General features: G+C 74.0%; 10 protein-coding genes. 7 read left to right on the forward strand and 3 right to left on the reverse strand.

Annotated elements, in window-relative coordinates:
* Positions 1-19 precede the first annotated feature (19 nt).
* The 6 genes from ACWCPF_RS19140 to ACWCPF_RS19165 all read left to right on the forward strand — a co-directional run bounded on the left by ACWCPF_RS19140 (position 20) and on the right by ACWCPF_RS19165 (position 13118).
* Positions 20-874, forward strand: a complete 855-nt coding sequence (locus ACWCPF_RS19140; protein WP_451046204.1) for a DUF4132 domain-containing protein — start codon at positions 20-22, stop codon at positions 872-874.
* The gene (locus ACWCPF_RS19145; RefSeq protein ID WP_451046205.1) at positions 871-5883 is read left to right on the forward strand and encodes a hypothetical protein; all 5013 of its coding nucleotides are present in this window, start codon (positions 871-873) and stop codon (positions 5881-5883) included. The genes ACWCPF_RS19140 and ACWCPF_RS19145 overlap by 4 nt, the downstream gene beginning before the upstream one ends.
* 35 nt (positions 5884-5918) lie before the next feature.
* Entirely contained in the window at positions 5919-7088 is a 1170-nt protein-coding gene (locus tag ACWCPF_RS19150) for an ATP-binding protein (protein WP_451046206.1), read from the forward strand.
* 5 nt (positions 7089-7093) lie between these two features.
* On the forward strand, positions 7094-10684 hold the full coding sequence (locus tag ACWCPF_RS19155) for a vWA domain-containing protein (protein ID WP_451046207.1): 3591 nt from the start codon (positions 7094-7096) through the stop codon (positions 10682-10684).
* Positions 10681-12498 (forward strand): hypothetical protein, encoded by a 1818-nt coding sequence (locus ACWCPF_RS19160; RefSeq protein ID WP_451046208.1) that lies wholly within the window; start codon positions 10681-10683, stop codon positions 12496-12498. Before ACWCPF_RS19155 ends, ACWCPF_RS19160 begins: the two co-directional genes overlap by 4 nt.
* A 92-nt stretch (positions 12499-12590) precedes the next feature.
* Positions 12591-13118 carry a DinB family protein gene (locus ACWCPF_RS19165; RefSeq protein ID WP_451046209.1) on the forward strand — a complete coding sequence of 176 codons (528 nt, stop codon included), beginning with the start codon at positions 12591-12593 and terminating at the stop codon, positions 13116-13118.
* Positions 13119-13121: 3 nt separating this feature from the next.
* Here the strand turns inward: ACWCPF_RS19165 and ACWCPF_RS19170 are convergent, their stop codons facing one another.
* Together ACWCPF_RS19170 and ACWCPF_RS19175 are read right to left on the reverse strand one after the other, a co-directional pair.
* Complete coding sequence (locus ACWCPF_RS19170) at positions 13122-14570, reverse strand: alpha-amylase (protein WP_451046210.1); 1449 nt, start codon at positions 14568-14570, stop codon at positions 13122-13124.
* The gene (locus ACWCPF_RS19175) at positions 14567-17302 is read right to left on the reverse strand and encodes an MGH1-like glycoside hydrolase domain-containing protein (RefSeq protein WP_451046211.1); all 2736 of its coding nucleotides are present in this window, start codon (positions 17300-17302) and stop codon (positions 14567-14569) included. The genes ACWCPF_RS19170 and ACWCPF_RS19175 overlap by 4 nt, the downstream gene beginning before the upstream one ends.
* A 272-nt stretch (positions 17303-17574) precedes the next feature.
* On the opposite strand from ACWCPF_RS19175, the gene ACWCPF_RS19180 reads away from it, so the two are divergent.
* Complete coding sequence (locus ACWCPF_RS19180; RefSeq protein WP_451046212.1) at positions 17575-20016, forward strand: CBM35 domain-containing protein; 2442 nt, start codon at positions 17575-17577, stop codon at positions 20014-20016.
* 76 nt (positions 20017-20092) lie between these two features.
* Here ACWCPF_RS19180 and ACWCPF_RS19185 read toward each other — a convergent pair whose 3' ends face one another.
* On the reverse strand, positions 20093-21544 hold the full coding sequence (locus tag ACWCPF_RS19185) for a cytochrome (protein ID WP_451046213.1): 1452 nt from the start codon (positions 21542-21544) through the stop codon (positions 20093-20095).
* Positions 21545-21584: the final 40 nt, after the last annotated feature.

The following is a 21584-nucleotide window of genomic DNA, read 5'->3' on the forward strand; positions in this document are numbered from 1 at the left end:
GCGGGTGCGGGAGGCACACATGGGGTGGGTGTCGGCCGGCGACTACGAAGTCGCCCTCGACGACGGCAAGGTGGTGTGCCGCAACGCGGCCGGACGGCGGTTGAAGTCCGTACCGTCCAAGATCACCGACGAGCCGGCGGTGGTGGGCCTGCGGCAGCTCACCGAGTGGCTGGAACGGCACGATCGCGAGTGCCTGTCCACCGTGGAGCGGTGGATGGTGCGCTCGCTGCCGGTGCCGTTCGCCGTGATCGCGCGGGTGTGGCCCGACCCCGCCTGGCAGTCCGCCCTGCGCGACCTCGTCGTCACCGGGGCCGAGGGCGAGGTGGCCGGATTCCTGCGGGACGCCGACGCCGAACGCGGCCTCGGCCTGGTCAACCTGGACGGCGACACCGTCCGCATCGCGCCCGACCTCGTCCGCCTTCCGCACCCCGTGCTCCTCGACGAGCTCGAAGACCTGCGGGAGTTCGCCGTCGAGCTCGGCGTCGCACAGCGTGCCCAGCAGCTCTTCCGCGAGGTGTGGCGGCGGCCCGCCACGCTCGACGCGGAGGGCTCCTCGGTCGAGGAGTACGCGGGCGGCGCCTTCAAGGAGCAGCGGTTCCTGCACGGCCGGGTCACCCAGCTCGGCTACCGCGTGCGCGGCGGCCACGCCGTCTGCGCCGTCCTGGAGGACGGCCGCACGGTCGAGGCCCGGGTGTGGGTCGGCGACTACGAGGGCTACGAGCAGGCCGAGACCGGTTCCCTGCAGTTCACCGACTCCGCAGGCCGGGCGCTGAAGCTCGGTCAGGTCGGGCCGGTGGCCTGGTCGGAGGGCATGCGCATGGCGGCGGCGCTGTATGCGGGGCGCGACATCGAGGACGAGGAGCGGGCGGCATGACGACCTACGACGAGACCACCGCGGCCGCGCTGCTCGACGCGGGCGCCGTCCTGCCCGCGGGCAGCACCGCCCGCGAGGACGCCGACACGCTCACCGTCCGCACCTACGGTCACCCCGCGCTGGACGACCGGCGGATCGTGCGGCTGGTGCCGGGCACCCTCGGCGAGGCCGAGGACCTGGCGCTGGAGTTCCTCGGGCTGGCCCGGGAGCCGGAGGTCCCCGAGGTCGGTCAGGTGCGCCGGGAGACGCTCGGCTTCCCCGCCTGGGCGCTGGTCAACGACCCGGCGAACGGCCACCACGCGCTGGCGCTGGTCAAGGACGTGGAGCGGCTCGCGCGGCAGGCCAAGTCCCGCCCCGGCACCGCCAAGGACGGCTTCGAGGAGCTCGGCGCCCGGCTCGGCCGGGCCGTGCCGCACTTCCTGCCCACCTTCTACGAGCAGGCCGCCCGCGTCTTCCTCCAGCACGAGAACACGACGTACGCCTCCGCCTTCTTCGGCAAGGCCCGCGAGGCCGAGCGGGTGCACGCGCTGACGGTGGACGAGGAGCGGCAGCGGGCCGTGTTCCTGGAATTCGCCTTCGCCGGGGCGCTGACGGTCAAGGCGCTCAAGGAGCATGTCAAGGCGCTCGCCACGCGTCTCGACCCGGCCGAGGCCTGGGCGCAGTTCCGGCAGCTGACCGTGGAGCGCTGTGCGGCCGGCATGCCGCCGTACGCCTCCTTGCCGCAGGACGCGCGCGGGCTGATCAAGGCGGCCGGTCTGGACCGGGTCGCCGAGGAGTGCGCGCTGGTCGGCGATCTGCTGGCCTCGCCCGCCGCGATCCGGGCCCCCGCCTCCTTCTGGAACTCCTACCGGTCGACGCTCGCCGTTCTCGCCGAGCAGCGACCCGAGGTGCGCGGGCGGCTGTTGGAGATCATGCCGGCCGGCCTGGCCCGTTCCGTCGAGGACGACGAGTTCTGGCTGGCGCTGCTCGCGGACTGCAAGGCGGATCGGCTCCTTACGGGGGAGACGGAAGCCGACGTCGACGCGGCGGACTGGCTGGGCCGGTGGGCGCTGTACCGCAAGCACGGGGCGAGTTTCAGCGATCGTTCCCCGGCCACGCTCGCGCTGGTGGAGCGGATGGCTCCGCGGCTGCGCGCCGAGGGCCGTCCGGTCGACCTGTGCACGGGCCGCTGGCACGCCGGAGCCGACCTCGACCTGCTGGACCTGTGCGTGGCCCACGGCGTGCCCCTGAAGCTGCCCGCCGCCGACCAGGTCGTGTACCTGTCCCTGGACCGCTGGCTGCGCGAGCCGCGGGCCGGGCGGCGCGATCTGACGGCGACCGCGGCGGACCCGCGCTACCGGCGGCTGCTGTACGCCGCCGTCGGCGCCCTCAGCGGCGTCCGTCCCGGGTCCGAGGTGCTGACGGGCCTGGCCGGGCACCCGGTGCTCGGCGATGTGCTGCGGGAGTGGCTGGAGAACGCGGCCGGGGATCTGACCTCGGCGGTCGGTCTGCCCGCCGCGCGGGCGGCGCTGGAGCGGTTGCGGCCGTTCCGGGCGGTGGCCGCCCGCGTGAGCCCCGAGGCCGTCGCCCAGGCCGCCGCTCGCGACGTCGCGCCGCTGCTCGGGCACACGCTGCGCGCCGGCATCCTGGACGAGCTGGGCTGGCCCGCACTCGAAGAGGCGCTGCGCAGGCTCGACGCCGAGGCCCGGCGCAACCGTGACGACACGCTGAACGTCAGCGAGGCCTGGCCCGCGCTGATCCTCGCCCGCGCGCACAAGGTGATCGTCGTCGGCCCCGAGGACATCCTGCTGGAGCACGACCTGCGGCTGCCCGACGGCCTGGACAGCTGGCAGCGCCCGCAGTACCGGTTCACGGACGGTGAACTGCTCGTCATGTGGCGGCAGGAGGGCAAGCAGTTCGGCTACTGGTCCGCCCGCCCGGCCGACGTGTTCCCGCTCGGCGGTGAGCAGATCCCGTACTGGTCCAACGGCAGCGACGCGGGCGAGCCGTCCCTTCCGCTGCCCGACGGCGGTCGCGCGACCGGCGGACGCACGCTGCACGCCGGTGACACCGTGGTGCCCGTGAGCCGCCGCATCCTCGGGGACGGCACTTCGCTCTGGCGTCAGGGCAGGCAGGGCCGGCAGCAGGTGTGGCTGGAGTACGACCCGGCCACCGGCACGCACGGGCGTGCCTCGTTGCCCGCGTTCGTCCGGTCCGGCATCCGTGAGGACGCGCGTCTGCTGCAGGGCGACTGCCAGGTGCTGCCCCTGCGACCGGGGCTGGAGCAGAGCCCGTTCGGCACGGACGGCACGGTGCTCGGCCGCTGGGTGCGCACGGAGGGCGAGGGCGCCGAGAGCCGTACCGTCGCCGGCACGCCGGACGGCCGGACCGTCACCCTGCCGTGGGCCGACGGGCGCGCGCCGGGCGACCTGCTCGGCCCGCTGCGGCTGCCGGGCGGCGCCGAGCCCGTCGCCGTCCGCGTCCACCGGCAGATCGCCCTGTACGCGGGCGACGACACGTCGGCCGCCGGGGAACTGGGGCAGGTGACGCCGATGGAGCGGGGCGGCGAGTTCGCCGCGGGCACCCGGTTCGTCCCGCCGGTCGACTTCTGGCACGCCCTGCGCCCGCGCGACGAACGCGCGTCGGCCGTGCTGCGCGCGCTGACCGACGAGCGGGCCGCCGAGCTGGTGCGGGCCGGAGCCGAGGCGCTGGCGGAGCGGCAGGCGAAGCTGGACGCGGCGAAGGCGGTCGACGGAACTCCGGAGAGCAAGGAGGTCGTGCCGACCGCCGACGAGGTGCTCCAGGAGGTCGTGACCCGCGCGCTGCCCGGACTCGGCGATCCGAGGCTCGGCACGGGCGTCGCCGCGCTCGTGCGCGCGGTGCTGCGGTTCGCCGCGTCGACCGCCTCCTTCGTGACGCCTCCGGTCGAGCGGCCGAAGGCGGAACGCAGCCGCGTCGACGGCATGTTCGCCGACCTCAAGCCCGAGCACGGCGACGACGAGACGCTGAGCGAGGCCGCCAGGGGCCTGGCCGATGTGCACGGCTGGTGGGGCGGCGGGCGGACCTGGAGCTCGCTGCGGCAGATCCGCGCCGTGAACCAGGTGCTGGCCGGGCGGCCGGCCGACGGCAAGGCCCTGGCCAAGGCCTCCCGGTCGACCGAGGCCGCCGACGGGTGGCACAGCGACGAGTTCACCGTTCCCGGCATCGGCCTGGTGTGGACTCCGGTGCTGGACGTGCTGCGCCCCCTCGCGTACCGGGCCGCCTCCCCTACGGTGACCGACGCACACCGCGAGGCGCTGCTCCTGCTGTTCGAGGCGATCGCGGAGGGGCCGCTGGCCGCCGCCGGGGGCGCGCTGCGCGAGATCGTGCTGAGCGAGCCGCACGAGAAGCAGGAGCGGCTGGGCCAGGTGCTGCGCCGGGACGGCCGTACCGTCGTCGTCCTCGGCTGCCAGAGCGTCGACCGGCAGAGCGGGCTGGTGTACTGGCTCGCCCTGGACCACGACCCGACCGGCCGGTTCGGCGCGATCGCCCACTTCACCCTGGACCGGGAGACCGCGCACCCGGCGGTGTTCCCCGCCGACGCGCTGAGCGCCGTCACCGCGCTCGTCCGGGACAAGGGCCCGGCGCCCTGGCAGCCGGAGGCGCCCGCCGTCCTCGCCGCCGCGACGCGCGGCGGGCTCGGGCCCCTCCAGGCGAGCCTGCTGCTCGCGGGCCGGCCGGCGCAGCTCACCGACGAGGTGATCGCGGCGACCGGGCTGAAGCCGCGTCAGAAGGAACTCGGCGACGCCCTGCTGTCCACGGTCGGCAACAGCGACCGGACGGCGCTGGTCGGGGCGCTGCTGCCGCAGAGCCCCGGCGACCTGTGGACGGCCGGGCCGGACATCGGGGCCGCAGGCGAGGTGTGGACCGAGCGGCTCGGCGACGTCGTCCGGCTGCCCGAGGAGCTGGCCGGGGAGCTGTCCCTCGGCGGCCTGCCCACCGGCACCGCGGAGGAGCTCCTCAACCCGGGGCGCACTCCCTGGCTCAGCCGCACCACGGTCCAACGGCCCGACAAGAACGGCAACCTGGTTGCGCGGGATCCCTCGGCGCTGCCCGGCCTGCAGCAGCTGACGCGTGCCGTGGCCGCCCTGGCCGGGCTCGCCTACTCCCTCCCGTACGGGCACCCGCTGCGCGCCCGGCTGCCGGAGAGCCTCGCCGCGCTGCGCCGCCGGATCGCCGATCCGGGACTGCTGATCGACCCGGGCATCGCCTGGACGGACAAGGGCTCCTCGACCGCCGTCGAGCTGCGCAAGGCGTACGGGATGCCCGCCGCCGGGGGCGCCGACGCCGACGGGCTGATCCGGGTGGGCGAGGCTCTGGTGCTGCGTCCTTGGTACGGCGACCAGGAGACCGTCCTGGTCCGGCCGGGCACGCTGAGCGCTCCGGACGACCCGGTGTTCGGGCTCGTCGAAGGCCTCGTGGGGTCGGTGCGCAGCCAGGGCATGTGGGCCCTGCGCACGATCCTCGACACGGAACTCGCCCGCGCGCTCGCCGCCGGCCCCGATCCCCTCACCGGCGTCGAAGGGACCGCCGGATACGCCCAGGACCCTTCCCTCAGCGTGCCCGAACTGGTCGCGGAGGTCGCCGCCGAGCACGGCCTCGGTGCGGACGCGGCGACGCTCTACCTCCAGTTGCTCGCCCTCCCGGACCCCACGGACCGCAACTGCGTGCGCTGGACCGGCTGGAAGCCCGCGCGGACGAAGAAGGCCCGCGCCGAACTCGCGGCGACCGACCTGGTCGTCGAGGCCAAGCGGCCGCGCGCCGGGCGCACCCTGTTCCTGCCCTGCGGCTGGCTCGACCTCAAGTCCCCCGTGCTGCCGATGGAGGTCTGGAAGGAAGGCCTCTACCCGGTGCGCGGCAACGCCCGCGCGGTGCCGCTGGTGCCGGTGCCCGAGCTGTTCACCCGCGCGTGGGACCGCGTCCGCGCGGGCGACGCCCCCGCCTACGAGAAGCTCACCACCCGGGCCACCCGCAAGGGCCGCCGCCGATGACCACCGTCCCGCCCCCTCTGGAAGAGCGCGCACCGATGACCACCACCGTGTCCCCCGCCCCCGTCCGGCAGATCGTCCCGCCCGAGGACCTGTACGCCGCCGAACTGGCCTTCCTCGCCGCCTATGACGAGGGGCCGCGCCCGCCCGCCTGGGTGCTCACCCCGCGTGCCGTCGTCACGTTCGTGATGGGCAGCGACGGCCGGGCCCTGAAGCTGCCCGACGGCGCGGAGGCGGCGGACGGGGTGCCGCGTCGGCTGGTCGTGCAGGGCAAGTTCGTCGGCGACCGGGCGCTGGTCGAGCGGTGTGTGGTCACGCTCGCGGGTGAGCGCGGTCTGCTGCTCGTCGGCGAGCCCGGCACCGCCAAGTCGATGCTGTCCGAGCTGCTGTCCACCGCCGTGTGCGGCACCAGCGGCCTGGTCGTGCAGGGCACGGCCGGCACCACGGAGGACCAGCTCAAGTACGGCTGGAACTACGCCCTGTTGCTGGCGCAGGGGCCGAGCCGGCAGGCGCTGGTGCCCTCGCCGGTGCTGACCGCCATGTCCCGGGGCGCCATCGCCCGGGTCGAGGAGGTCACCCGCTGTCTGCCCGAGGTGCAGGACTCCCTGGTGTCGCTGTTGTCCGAGCGGCGCATCGCCGTGCCCGAACTGGCCGGCGGCGAGGACGCGTTGGCCCATGCCGCGCCGGGCTTCAACCTGATCGCCACGGCCAACCTGCGGGACAGGGGCGTCTCGGAGATGTCCGCAGCCCTCAAGCGCCGCTTCAACTTCGAGACCGTCGGCCCGATCCCGGACCTCGACGCGGAGACGGCACTGGTGCGCAGCCAGGCACGGGCCTCGGTGGAACGGGCCGGGGCGCCCTTCCAGGTCGACGACGCCGTGCTGGAGGCGCTGGTCACCGCCTTCCGCGATCTGCGCGAGGGACGGTCGGCGGAGGGCTGGGAGGTGGAGCGGCCGTCCACGGTGATGAGCACCGCGGAGGCGGTGTCCGTCGCGGGCGCGCTGGCGCTCGCGGCGGCCTACTTCCCCGGCGACCGTGATGTGCTGGGGCTGCTCCCGGGCCATCTGCTGGGCGTGGTCCGCAAGGACGACCCCGCCGACGCGGCCCGGCTGCGCGGCTACTGGGACGGCCCGGTCCGCCGCCGCGCCGAACAGGGCTCCGCCACCTGGCGCACCCTGTGGGACCTGCGCACCGTGCTGGAGGGCTGACGGCCGTGTCGCTTCCCTTCGCCGCCCCCGACGAGGCCCTCGCCGCGCTCACCGATCCGGCCGCGGCCTACCTGATCGGCGTCCGGCATCACGCGCCCTCGCTGGCCGCCGCCGTGCCCGCGCTGCTGGCCGAGGCGAAGCCGGACGTGCTGCTCGTCGAGCTGCCGGCCGAGCTGCAGGAGTGGCTGCCGTGGCTCGGGCACGAGGAGACCCGGGCCCCGGTCGCCCTCGCCGCGGCGCCCGCCGACACGCGGGGCGGCGACGGACGAGGCGGGGGCGGACCGGCGTTCTATCCGTTCGCGGACTTCTCGCCCGAGCTGGCCGCCGTGCGCTGGGCCGCCCGGCACGGCGTCCCGGTCGTCGCCTGCGATCTGCCGCTGGCGGACCGGGCGTGGGGCGAGGGACGCGACGGCGCTGCGCAGGGCGGGCCCCTCGGGCTCACCGGCGCGCTGCGGGCCCGGCTCACCGGCCGTCCCGGGGACGACCTGTGGGACCGGCTCGTGGAGGCCACCGCCCCGGGCTCCCCGCCCGAGGCGCTGCGCCGAGCGGCCCTGCTGACGGGGTGGGCGCTGCGCGAGGACGCGGCCGCCGCCGACGGCGTGCCCGAGCTGGACCTGCGGCGCGAGCGGTGGATGCGCTCCCGGATCGCCGAGGCCACGGCCCACGGCGAACGCGCCGCCGTGCTCGTCGGAGCCTTCCACGCCCCCGCCCTGACCGGAACGGGCGCCACGACAGCGACGGCGGAAAGGACCGGAGCGGCTGTCGACGGGCCCGGCGACTCCGTTGCTCCTGGCCGGACGTCGTGGATCACCTCGTTGATTCCGTATGCCTACGCGCTGCTCGACGAGCGGTCCGGTTATCCGGCCGGGATCCGGGACCCGGAGTGGCAGGACACGGTGTTCCGGGCGGCGGGGGATCCGGCGGCGTTGGAGGAGGCGCTGACGCGGGCCGCCGTGCGGGTGTGCGCGGAGCTGCGGGGGCTCGGGCATCCGTCCGGGCCCGCCGACGCGCGCGAGATCACCCGGCTCGCCTCGGATCTCGCCCGGCTGCGCGGCCTGCCCGCCGCGGGCCGCGGCGAGCTGGTGGAGGCGGTGCAGACGGTCCTCGCGCAGGGTGAGCCGTACGGGAGGGGGCGGGCTGTCGCGCGGGCGATGGAGCGGGTGCTCGTCGGCACGCGCACCGGCCGGCCCGCGCCGGACGCGCCGCGCAGCGGTCTCGCCCCGGCGGTCGAGGCCGAGCTCGGGACGCTCGGCCTGCCGGGCCCGGAGAGCGCCTCGGACGCGACCCGCGATCTACGGCTCGACCCGCTGCGCTCCGACCTGGACCGCCGCCGTGAACTGCTGCTGCGCCGGCTGACGGTGTGCGGGGTGCCGTACGGGGAGCCCAAGGAGGTCGTCGGCGCGGGCGGCGCCGAGGCGCTCACCTCCCGCTGGGAGGTGCGGTGGACGCCGGCGACGGCGGCCATGCTGACCGCGGCCGGCGTGCGCGGGGTCACCCCTGCCCAGGCGGCCGAGGGGGTGCTGCGGGAGCGGCGGCGCGGGGAGCGGGACGCGGGCGGGTCGACGGCCGCGCAGGTCCTGCAAGGACTCGCGGAAGCCGCGGAGTGCGGGCTGCCCGCGCTCACGCGGGAGCGGCTGGAGGACGTCGCCGAGGTACTGCCCCGGGCCGGCACGCTGCCCGAGCTCCTCGCCGCACTGGCCCTGTCGGACCGGCTGCGGGCCGGTCATGTGCCGGGGCTCGGCCCCGACGAGGACCGTGCGACGCGGGCCGCCGCCGTCGCCGAGCTGCTCACCTCGGCCGCGGTACGGCAGGTGGACGGCCTGGCCGGCGCCGAGGATCCGGCCGACGCCCATGCCCTGCTCGAACTCGCCCACCGGGCCGACCTGTTGGGCGGCGTCCGGCTCACCGAGGCGCTCGCCCGGCTGGCCGCCGAGGGCTCACCGCTGATGCGCGGCGCCGCCGGAGCCGTCCGGGTGCTGCTCGGGCAGGAGGACGCCCGGGCCTTCGGCGACCGGGTCGCGTCCTGGGTGGACGGCGCCGTCGATCCCGACTCGCGATCGGCGCTGACGGCCCGGCTGAGCGGGCTGCTGACCGCCGCGGGTCCGCTGCTGGAGGCCGCGGCGCCCGCGCTGGAGCCGCTGCTGGGCCGGGTGTCGGAGCTGCCCGACCGGGAGTTCCTCGACCGGCTGCCCGCGCTGCGGGGCGGGTTCGAGACGCTGAGCCCCGCGGCCCGCGACCGTCTCCTCGCGTCCGTCGAGGAACGCCTCGACGCCGGGCGCGTGACCGACACCGACGGCCTCGATCCGGCCGCGCTCGCCGCATGGGCCGGTGCGGACCTCGCGGCCCGCGCGATGCTGCGGTCGCTCGCACTGCTGCCCACCACACCGGGCGACTCCCACCGAGACCTCGTCGGCGAGGACCTCCCCGCAGCGGTCGTGCCGCCTGGGTTCCCTGGGGGCGCAGGACCCGAGGGAGAGGGAGAGGAGCGGCTCCTCGCTCCCGCCGACCGCTGGCGGCTCGTGCTCGGCCGCCGTCGCGATCAACTCCCATCGTCCGCCCGCCCGTTGGCCACGGCTCTGGACGAGCTGTACGGCAGCGGACGCGGCGAGGGCAGCCGAGGGGAGCTGACGGGCCCAGGGGCCGGGGGCGGCCGGGAGGCGTCGTATCCCGGGGCGCGGGAGTGGTCGCAGGAGCTGGCCGCGCTGTTCGGCCCGGGCATCCGGGAGGAGGTGCTCGCGGCGGCAGCCGCTTCGGGCCGCAAGGACGTGCTCGCGGAACTCGACGCGGACAGCGTGCGCCCGTCGGTCGATCTGCTGCGCACGGTGCTGCGGCACGCGGGCGGGCTGCCCGAGGCCCGGCTGGCCGCGCTGCGACCGCTCGTACGGCGGCTGGTCGAGGCGCTGACCCGGCAGTTGGCCACCCGGCTGCGGCCCGCCCTGCACGGCACGGCGCTGCCCCGCCCGAGCCGACGGCCCGGCGGCGGCCTCGACCTGCCCCGCACACTGCGCGCCAACCTGGCGACCGCACGGCGCGGGCCGGACGGCACGGTCCGGGTCGTCCCCGAGCGCCCGGTGTTCCGCACCCGGGCGCGGCGGGCGGCCGACTGGCGGCTGATCCTGGTCACAGACGTGTCCGGGTCCATGGAGGCGTCGACGGTGTGGGCCGCGCTGACCGCCTCGGTGCTGGCCGGGGTGCCGACCCTGTCCACCCACTTCCTGGCGTTCTCCACGGAGGTCATCGACCTCACCGGCCATGTCGAGGATCCGCTGTCGCTGCTGCTGGAGGTCAGCGTGGGCGGCGGCACGCACATCGCGGCGGGTCTGCGGCACGCGCGCGAGCTCGTCACCGTGCCGTCGCGGACCCTCGTCGTGGTCGTCAGCGACTTCGAGGAGGGCTATCCGCTCGGCGGGCTGCTCGCCGAGGTGCGGGCGCTGGTCGGCGCGGGCTGCCATGTGCTGGGCTGCGCCAGCCTCGACGACACGGGTCGGCCGCGCTACTCCACGGGCGTCGCCGGTCAGCTCGTCGCCGCGGGCATGCCCGTCGCCGCTCTCAGTCCGCTCGAACTGGCCCGCTGGGTAGGGGAGAAGATCGCATGAGCCCGGACCTGTTGCCTCCGGTCGCCCCGGCCGTCACCGCCGAACTCGTCGAGGCGCTCTCGCCCCGGCTGCGCAAGCGGCTGGACGCGGGCATCGCCAAGCTGGCGACTCGTCCGGTCGTCCGCGAGGGCGACACCGTGCGGATCGCCGTGGACGACGACACCGACCTCGAACTGCACGCCCCGGGCGGCACGGTGACCGAGGCGGACGCGATCCGCTGCGGCTGTCTGCTCGCGCCCGACTGTCTGCACCGCGCGGCGGCGGCCTCGGCCGCACCGGTCGCCGACGACACCCCGGACGCGTCGCCCGCGCCTTCTACGAGAGACACGGCCGCGGACGGAGAAGCCTCGCAGCCGTCGGACGTCGAGACCGCCTCCCCCGACCAACTCGCCGCCGCACGGGCCGTGTTCGACACCGCGGCCGCCGTGCTCGCGGCCGGTACGGACGGCTCCGGCGCCGTGCTCCAGGCGGAGCTGCTGCGGGCCGCGCACAGCGCGCGGCTCGCGGGTCTCCCCCGGGCCGCCGCCTCGGCGGTCTCCGTCGTCACCGGGGTACGCGCGGCGCGCTCCGCCGATCCCGCGTATCGGCTGCCCGATCTCGTCGACGCCCTCCGCGGCGTCCTCGGCGTGGCCCACCGGCTGCCGTTCGCGACCGGGCGGGACCTGGCCGAACTGCGCGGCTCCGTACGGCAGCCGTACACCCCGGACGGCTCCCTGCGGCTGTACGGGCTCTTCTCCGAGCCGATCCTGACGGCGAGCGGGTACGCGGGCGCGGTCACCTGGACCGCCGACGCCGAGGGCCGCCTCTACACGGTCTCCGACGTGGCCCCGGGCGGCCCGGGTCGGGCGATCGGCGCCGCCGACCGTGCGGTGCGGATCGGCGACGCCTCCCTGACCCACCGTGAGCTGTCGCGCGCGGGGCTCGCGGTCTCCGGTGCGACCGTCTCGCCGACGGGTCGGCTCGGCGCGGGGGCGGGGGTGCGGGCGGTGCGGGCGGCCGGCGCGGCCTGGCGCGAGGCGCCGCTGGACCGGTTGTGGGCGGCGCCCGCCGCCGAGCAGGTCGCCCGGGCCCTGAGCGGCGGCCTCGGGGGCGCCGGCCACGGACTGCTCTTCCTCGACGTCACGCTGGCGGGCACGGTCCGTGAGGCGACGGGCGACTGTCTGCTGGCCGACTGCGACGGCCTCGCGCTCCGGCTCGCCATGGCGCACGACGACCCGGCGCTCCCGTACCGCGACAATCTCCGGCTGCTGGCCGCCGCCCGGGGCAGTCGGCTGCGGATCGTCGCCCGGCTCGCGCCGGGGCCGGTGCCGCGCGCGTTGCTGCTCGCCGCCGAACACCCGGCGCGGCTCGACACCCCTGACGCTCCTGGCGCCCGTGACACCCCGGACGCCCGGGTGGACCTGGGGCTGGACCGCCTGCAACGCGCGGACCTGCCCGCGGCGACGGCCCCACCCGTCTCCGCTCCCCCGGTGGACGAGGCTCCGCTGCACCTCCTGGGTCGTCGGGTGCAGCAGACGGTGTCGGGGGGCCGCCGGGTGCTGTCGTTCCCCGGCGGCGGGACGGGGGACGGCGGGCGGCTGCGCCGGGTGGGTCTCGCCACCGCCGCCGATCTCCTGGACGAACTTCAGGCCGCCGCCGCGGACCGCTCCCGCGACGCCTTCGGCCGGCTGCTGCCGACCGACACCGACCGCTTCGCCCGTGCCTGGCTGGCCTCGGCCGTGTACACCGCCGAGGTCGAACGGGCGCTGTGCGCGGCGGCGTGGGGAGCGCACGGGCGAGCGGCGGAGACTTCAGGGCAAGGCGTGCCCATCTAGGTCAGGATCTGACCTCTATCGGTCCTAACGTGTTGTTCACCGCGGGATCACCGCGAGACCGCCCCGGAACAGCAATACAGGAGACGAAGACGATGAACGAGCAGACCACCGTCAGCCGCGAGCGTGCCGACCTGCTGGAGACGCTCGCCGAGCACCGGCAGTTCCTGCGCTTCACCACGCGGGACCTCACCGACGAGCAGGCCGGGCAGCGGTCCACCGTGAGCGAGCTGTGTCTCGGCGGGCTGATCAAGCACGTCGCCTCCGTGGAGCGCAGCTGGGTGAAGTTCATCCTGGAGGGCCCGTCGGGGATGCCCGACTTCAACCGGATGACGGAGGAGGACTTCGCCGCGCGGGCCGCCGAGTTCCGGATGTTGCCCGGCGAGACGCTGGCCGGGGTGCTGAAGGAGTACGAGGAGGTGGCCCGTCGTACCGACGAGCTGGTCGTGTCCCTGCCCGACCTGGACGCGGATCACGAGCTGCCGGCGGCCCCGTGGAACAAGCCGGGCGCCCGGCAGTCGGCCCGCCGGGTCCTGATGCACATCGTCGGCGAGACGGCGCAGCACGCCGGTCACGCCGACATCATCCGCGAGGCCATCGACGGCGCGAAGACCATGGGCTGACCCTCACCCGACTTCGAGGACGTGCGCCTGCCAGGCGTCCAGGGCCACGAACAGGCCCTGGTCGGCCAGTTCGTCGCCGGCGCGGTCGTACGACTGCGAGGTGAGCAGGTCGGTCAGGCGGTGATCGGCTCCCCGCAGATCGGCCCAGGGCAGGGGCAGTCGGGCCTGGGCCGGGCGGTCGGAGTGGTTGACGACGACCAGATGGCGGGCGTCCGGGTGGGTCCAGGTCCAGGCCAGCAGGTTGCGGCAGGTGTCGTTGTCCGGCCAGCCCGTCGGGGTGAGCGGTCGCCATTCGCCCCGGCGGACGGCGGCCGCGGCCGGCAGCAGCCGGTGGTGGAAGTCGCGTGCGGACTCGTCGACGGGCTCGGGCGGCCTGCGCGCGAGGAACACCGGCGGCCGTACCCGGCGGCCCTCGAACTGGCCCTCGTGCCAGAGGGTCGCGCCAGGCAGGGTCGCCACGGTGACGGCGGCCGCCCGGCCGCGCGCACCGGGCAGGGTGGCGGCGGCCCGAGGCTCGTCGTGGTTCTCCAGGAAGCGGACCAGGCCCCGCTGATAGGCCACATCGGCCCCGAGATGGACGCGGACGGAGTCGGCGTTCTCGTGGACCAGCCGGTCGTGGAGCCGTTTGTCGTAGCAGTGGTCGAAGCCCTGCTGTTGGAGCGCCGCTTCGAGGTCCCAGTACGCCTCCGCGACGAACAGCAGGTCGGGGTGGCGCTCACGGACCCGCGGGAGGACGTACGGCCAGAAGTCCTCGGTGGGCGCCGGTCCCGCCCGGTCGCCCCAGGTCTTCGCGAAGACGTCGTTCATCAGCAGCATCGCCATGTCGCAGCGCACGCCGTCCGCCTGGTCGCCGATGGACACCAGCGTGTCCACGGTCGCCGCGCGCAGGCCGGCGCTGAAGGCGTTCAGCTGGACGACGTCCGGCCAGGGCGGGAAGAACGGGTCACGGCCGCGGGCGTAGACGCGGTCGGCGGCCTCGACGAAGTCTCCCGGCGCCCGCGCCAGGTCGTCCGCGGCGCCCTGGATCAGGCGGTCGGGGTGCGCGGTGAGCCAGGGGTGGTCGGGGGCCACATGGTTGGGGACGTGGTCGAGGATCAACCGCAGTCCGCGTACGGCCAGTTGGAGCCGGGCGGCGGCCAGTCCGTCCGGTCCACCCAGGGCCGCGTCGACGACGTAGTCCCGTACGCAGTACGGGGATCCGACGATGTCCGCGTCGGTGAGGTCGGGCAGGGCCGCGCGGAACGAGGCCAGCAGGCCTTCGTCCCGGAGCGCGATCCGCAGACCGGCCGGGCTGCGCTCCCAGACGCCCATCAGCCAGACCGTGTCCACGCCGGGCACGGCGATCTCGTCCCAGGCCTCGCCGGGCACGTCCCCGAGGGTGACGCGGCGCCCGTATCGGACGCTCAACTCCCCCAGCCAGACAGCGGTGTTGATCTCGTAGAGCACCGTCATGACAGCGGCTCCTCACGGTTGTCGTCGGAGCCGCCCTCGCGCTTCGGCCGCAGGGAATCCCGGCCGCCGCGCTGCCATTCGTCGGCGGTGAGGGTGTGGAACAGCGTGGTGGTGGCGGCCACCAGTCCGGTCCAGCCGGTCTGATGGGAGGCGCCGAGGCCCGTGCCGTCGTCGCCGTGGAAGTACTCGTAGAACAGGATCAGGTCCCTCCAGTGCGGGTCCTTGGCGAACTGGGGCTGCGCGCCGTGCACCGGGCGGTGGCCGTCGGCGTCCCGCAGGAAGGTGGCGGTGAGCCGGTCGGAGATCTCGCGGGCGACCTCGTAGAGGTTCAGCAGGCGTCCGGAGCCGGTCGGGCACTCCACCCGGAAGTCGGGGCCGTGGTAGCCGTGCAGGTTGAGCAGTGCCCTGATCAGGAGCAGGTTGATCGGGAACCACACGGGTCCGCGCCAGTTGGAGTTGCCGCCGAACATCCCCGAGTCGGACTCGGCCGGCAGATAGCCGACGCCGTAGGTCCGGCCGTGCACCTCGAAGGTGTACGGGTGGTCGGCGTGGTGGCGGGAGAGGGAGCGGATGCCGTGCGGGCCGAGGAACTCGTCCTCGTCGAGCATCCGCGCCAGGATGCGGCGCAGTCGGTCCTCGCCGAACAGGGCGAAGAGATAGCGGCCGTCGGCATTGGGGTCCGCGGTGACGTGCTGGGACACGAAGGCCTCGACGGCCGGGTGCCGTTCGATGAACTCCTTCGCCCCCTGGACCAGTTGGGGGAACCGCTGGTCCGCCCGGCCGCCGATCACGCTGGTCGCCGCCAGCGGGATCAACCCGACCAGCGAGCGCACCTTCAGCGGGGTGGCGGTGCCGTCGGGCAGGCGCAGGACGTCGTAGAAGAAGCCGTCCTCCTCGTCCCAGAGGCTGGCGTTGTCCTTGCCGACGCGGTTCATGGCGACGGCGATCCACGCGAAGTGCTCGAACAGGGTCTGCGCCTGCTCGACGTACACCGGGTTGTCGACGGCCAGTTCGATCGCGATGTCCAGGAGGTTCTGGCAGTACAGCGCCATCCAGGCGGTGCCGTCGGCCTGGTCGAGGTGGCCGCCGGTGGGCAGCGGGGCGCTGCGGTCGAAGACGCCGATGTTGTCGAGACCGAGGAAGCCGCCCTGGAAGACGTTGTTGCCGTCGACGTCCTTGCGGTTGAGCCACCAGGAGAAGTTCTTCATCAGCTTGTGGAAGGCGTTCTCCAGGAAGGCGCGGTCGGCGCGTCCGGTGCGGTGCTTCTCCAGTTCGTAGACGAAGAGCGTGGCCCAGGCGTGCACGGGCGGGTTGACGTCGCCGAAGTTCCATTCGTACGCGGGGATCTGGCCGTTGGGGTGCAAGTAGAGGCGGCGCAGCAGCAGTTCGAGCTGGCTCTTGGCGAAGCCGATGTCGACCATGGCCAGGGCGAGGGTGTGGAAGGCGAGGTCCCAGGCGGCGAACCACGGGTACTCCCAGGTGTCCGGCATCGACATGATCTCGTCGTTGACCATGTGGTACCAGGCGCTGTTGCGGATCCGGGGGTCGGCGGCGAGCGGGTCGACGCCGTGCTCGGCGAGCCAGCGCGCGACGTCCAGGCAGTAGTACTGCTTGCTCCACAGCATGCCGGCCAGCGCCTGCCGGACGAGGTGTCGTTCCTCCTCGGCCATGCCGTCCGGGGTGAGGCCGGCGTAGAAGGCGTCGGCCTCGCTCCGGCGCAGTTCCATTGTCGCGTCGAACTCCCGCCAGGGGTCGGTGAGTTCGGTGTCGGTCAGACGCAGCCGTAGGGTCCTGCTGCCGCCGCCGGGGACGGTGAGCGTCTGGTGGACCGCCGCCTTGGTGCCGGTGCGCGCGGGGTCGACGGCGGCGCTCTCTCCGTGGACGACGTAGCGGCCGATGCCGTCCTTCACATAGGGGGTGGTGTTCGGGCTCCCGAAGATCCGCTCGTTGTCGGTCTCGTTGCCGGTGAACAGGAGTTCCGCCGTGCCGTCGTGGTAGAGCCAGCGCGGGCCGAGTTCCTCGTGGTCGGCGCGGATGCCGTCGTCCGTGGCGTGCAGGGCGGGCACCGCCGTGCCGCCCGCCCAGGACCAGGTGTGCCGGAACCACAGGGTCGGCAGCAGGTGGAGCGCAGCGTCGTCGGGGCCGCGGTTGTGCGCCGTGATCTCGATCAGCAGATCCTCGGGTCCCGCCTTCGCGTACTCGACGAACACGTCGAAGTAGCGGTTCTCGTCGAAGACTCCGGTGTCGAGGAGCTCGTACTCGGCGTCGCGGCGGCCGCGCGCCCGGTTGGCTTCGACGAGGTCGGCGTAGGGGAACTCGCCCTGCGGGTACTTGTAGAGGTACTTCATGTACGAGTGCGTGGGCGTGTTGTCGAGGTAGAAGTAGTACTCCTTGACGTCCTCGCCGTGGTTGCCCTCGCCGTTGGTCAGCCCGAACATCCGCTCCTTGAGGATCGGGTCGCGGCCGTTCCACAGGGCGAGGGCGAAGCAGAGCCGCTGCTTGTCGTCGCTGACGCCGGCGATGCCGTCCTCGCCCCAGCGGTAGGCGCGTGAGCGGGCCTGGTCGTGGGTGAAGTACGACCAGGCGTCGCCGTCGGTGCTGTAGTCCTCGCGGACCGTCCCCCACTGACGCTCGCTCAGGTACGGTCCCCAGCGCCGCCAGGGCGCCACGCCCCCGTCGGCCTCCGCCAGCCGCCGCCGCTCGGCGTCCACCCCGCCGTCCCCGTCCGTCATCGCCCGTCCACCCCGCCGTCGCAGTCCGTCATCGCCCGTCCTCCTCGCCACCCGCCCGGCGTCGCCCGGCGCCGTACGTCCACCCTCGGCCGTCCGGCACCGGGCCGCAACGACATGGCCCGGGCCTGGGCTCCAGTTGGGCCGAACGGATGACGGACGCCAACGCCTGGACCTGACGCCCCGACAGTCCTGGACGCTCCCCGATGCCCTTGGCGTCTTTGACGACCTTGACGACCTTGACGACCCGTATGTGACCGGTCACAATTCCTGGCATGAGAACCCGCATCGCCGTCGACCTCACCGCCTCCGAGGGGCCGGTGCTCCTCGGCGCGAACGGCGCGCTCTACGGGCTGAGCGACGACGGCGTGCCCAGCGACGCCGTGCTGGCGCCGTTGAAGATCACCAGCGTCTCGCAGAAGCCGGAGGGCGGCGCCCAGCACCCCAACGGGGACGCGCTGTCGGTCTCCCGGTCGTTCTTCCGCAACGGCGGCGGCGAGATCAACGTGCTGATGCAGGACGTCTACGCCCAGTGGCCGTACGAGGATCTCGGCATCGACGACTACCTCCCCAAGGTCGACGAAATCGTCAAGGAGGTGTCGGCCGACCCGAGCGGCGACCGCTTCGTGTACATCCCGTTCAACGAGCCCGACCAGATCTGGTACGACCTCGACGTCGCCGACCAGCAGCAGTACGAGGCCAACCGCGACCGCTTCTTCCAGGACTGGAAGACGGTGTACGAGCGCATCCGCGCGGTCGACCCCGCCGCGAGGATCGCCGGGCCCAACGAAGCCGCCTACCACGCCCGCCTGTTGACCGACTTCCTCGCCTTCGCGAAGCGGGAGAACGTCCTGCCCGAGGTGATGACCTGGCACGAGTTGGACTCGGGCTCGCTGCGGGACTTCCAGGAACACTACGACAACTATCGTTCGATAGAGCGCGAGTTGGGCATCTCTCCCCTGAGGGTCAGCATCGACGAGTACGCCAACCGCCGCGACCTGTCCGTGCCGGGGCAACTCGTGCAGTGGGTCTCGATGTTCGAGCGGAACAAGGTGTACGCCAACCAGGCCTACTGGGACGCCGCCGGCAACCTGGACGGCAATGTGGTGCGGACGAACATCCCCAACGGCGGCTGGTGGCTGTTCCGTTGGTACGCCGGGCTCACCGGCGACACCGTCGCCGTCACCCCGCCGCAGCCGAACACCGTGGACACCCTCCAGGGTCTCGCCTCCTTCGACCCCGCACGCCGCCAGGCGCAGGTGCTGCTCGGCGGCTCGGACGGCGACGCGGACGTCGTGGTGCACAACCTCCCCGGGTCGGTCTTCGGCCCCGCGGTCGGTGTGACCGTCGCCGAGGCCGCCTGGTCGGGCTACGAGGGGCAGCACGCCGCTCCGCGCGTCCTCACACGGACCAAGCTCCAGGTGGCGGAGGACGGTTCGGTGACCGTCCCGCTGCGCGGGCTGCGCCGGATGTCCGCGTACCGGATCGTCCTCACCCCGGGCGGCGCGGGTACCCCGACCCCCGCCGCCGTCCCCTGGTCGGCGTCGTACGAGGCCGAGGACGCGGACATCACGGGCGGCCGGATCCGGACCCACGGAACGGTCAGCGACGCCAACGGCTACGCGGCCTCCGGCACGAAGGACGTCGGCTCCCTCGACACCGCTGCAAGCAGGGTCGACTTCACGGTGACCGTCCCGGCGGACGGGACGTACGAGCTGGCGATCCTGTACGGCAACCAGTCCGGCGCCCCGGCCACGCAGCTGTTGTCGATCGACGGCGCGGAACCGGTCACGGTGACGTATCCCTCCACGCAGAACTGGAACTACCGCGCCAGGAGCGACCTCCGTGTGGAGCTGTCCGCCGGTGTCCATGTGCTGACGCTCGCCAAGGGCGACGCCGAGGGCGACGCCGAGGTCACCCTCGACCGGATCGACCTGACCGCGCGCGCCGGGGCGCCGTCGGCGTCGTACGAGGCGACGCTCGCGGACATCGGCGGGAACCCGTCGTACGACTACTCCTCGTCCGCCGGAGTGGGCACGGGCGCCCTCGTGCTGCGCAAGGGCGACCAGGCCGTCTTCGACGTGTACGCCCCGCGCGACGGCTACTACACGGTGGTGCCGCGCAGCTCGGCGGCGGTGCGACTCACCGTGCACGGCGAGCAGGTGACCGCGGCGCCGAGCCGGCCGCTGCGGCTCTACCTGGTCGCGGGCAACAACCGTGTCGCGCTGACCGCCGATCACGCGGCGGTCCGGTCCCTCGACGTCTCGGGCCAGGGCTCGACCACCGGCGTCCTCTCCTACGAGGCCGCGTCCGCCGTCCTCACGGGAGGAGCCAGGCTCGTCGACTCCGTCCACGCCTCCGGGGGCTTCCACATCGGGGAGCTCGGCAACAGCGCGGCCAGTACAGCCGAGTTCACCGTGCACGCGCCCACCGCCGGCCGTTACCTGCTGGTCGTCCACTACGCGCACAACGACCGCCGCGACAACGGCCACGCCTACAACACGGACATCGTGTCCCGTACGGCGGACATCACGATCGGCGCGAGCGCGGCGCGGAGGGTCGTCTTCAAGAACACCTGGAGCTCGGACGACTACTGGACGCTGGGCGTCCCCGTCGATCTGGAGAAGGGCTCCAACCGTGTGACCTTCGGGAACGCGAGCGGCTGGGCCCCGAACATCGACCGCATCGAACTGGGGCGGGTCGTCCGCCAGTCGTAGTCCGCCGCTTCCGAGAGCCGGACCACGACCGACGGACGGGCCGTCGACGACCGATCACCGGCCGGTCATCGACCGGTCAGCGGCCGACGCCGATCAGGCCCGTCAGATAGCTCCACAGCGACGAGCGCTGCTGGACGGACGAGTCCGGCAACGACGCCGTCTCGGCCGAGTCCGACTCCGATCCCGAATCCGACTCAGACTCCGAGGTCGGCTGCGAGGCCGATGCCGGGGCGGGTGCCGACGGCGGTTGCGGCAGGGCGGCGAGTTCGTACCGTACGGGCAGTGAGCGCAGGCCCCGCATGAACGGCGAGGAACGCCAAGGCAGTTGGTCGGCGGGGAGGGCGAGGTCCAGGTGGGTGAACCGCTCGAACAGCCGGCCCACGCCGACCGCCGCGACCGTCGAGGCGAGCTCGCGCGCCGGGCACTGGCGCCGGCCCGCTCCCCATGACAGGTGTGCCCGGGTGCTGACCGTGGTGCTCGGACATACGTTGCCGGCGAAGAGCGGGTCCGCGTGGGCCGCCGCGGCGGAGACCCACACCGGGTCGCCCGCGCGGATGGTGTAGTTCCCGAGCTCGGTGTCCTCGGCCGCGAACCGCGGAACGAAGTTCACCAGCGGCGGCTTGCGCATGACCACCCGGTTCATGCTCTCCCTGACCATCCCCGCGGACAGGCTGGCGCGCACGCCGCCCTCGCCCGAGACGACCTCGACCACCGTGTTGGAGATGAGGATCCCGACGTGATCGGAGGTCATGCCCAGCAGCATGAACAGCTCACGGGCCAGTTCGTCGAGGGAGAGTTCGGGGTGGGCCGCGATCAGGTACGAGGGGAAGTCCTCCCCCGGCGTCTTCAGCTTCACCTCCGCGAGTTCCGCCAGGGCCCCCAGCAGCCGCTCCAGTGCGGGCTCCGCGTCGGGGCCCGCGTCCAGTACCCGCCACATGTCCATCAGCGCGTCGTCGCCCTGTGAACCGGGGAAGCCGAGCAGGTGGCTGGCGACCATCAGGGGCAGCGGACGGGCGAACTGGGCGGACAGGTCCGCCAGGCCCGTGCCGCCCGCCTGGCCCACGAGGCTGATGAGTTCGTCGGCGTAGACCGTGACCGCCGTCTTCAGCCGCTTCGCCTGGGGGTGACGCGGGTCCTGGAACGGTTTGAGCGCCGCGTCCCAGGCCGTCCTGAGCGGCCGGTAGCCGGGGCCGCCCTGGATCAGCACATGGTTGACCTCCAGGGACGGTCCGAGCGGCCAGTCGGCGGGTACCCGGCCCTCCGAGCGGGCCCGCCAGTTCTCCAGCCCCTTCGGCCACCCGGCGTCGTCCTGGAGGACTTCGAGCGCCTCGCGGTAGCCGAGGACCAGCCAGGCGGGCACGCCGAGCAGATCGACCGGGGCGACCGGGCCGTGACGCTGGCGCAGTCTCTCGTAGACGAGCGAGGGGCGCGTCTCGTAGTCCCTGGTCAGCAGCGGTTCGGGGGACAACGTCTCTAACGTCGCTCCCTCGAGGTGCACGGATCCGCCGTCGCCCACCTGGGATTCCATCAATCTGCCCGCCCCTCAGACACTCCCCGTACCGGCACCT

The sequence above is a fragment of the Streptomyces sp. NPDC001858 genome, assembly GCF_053594615.1.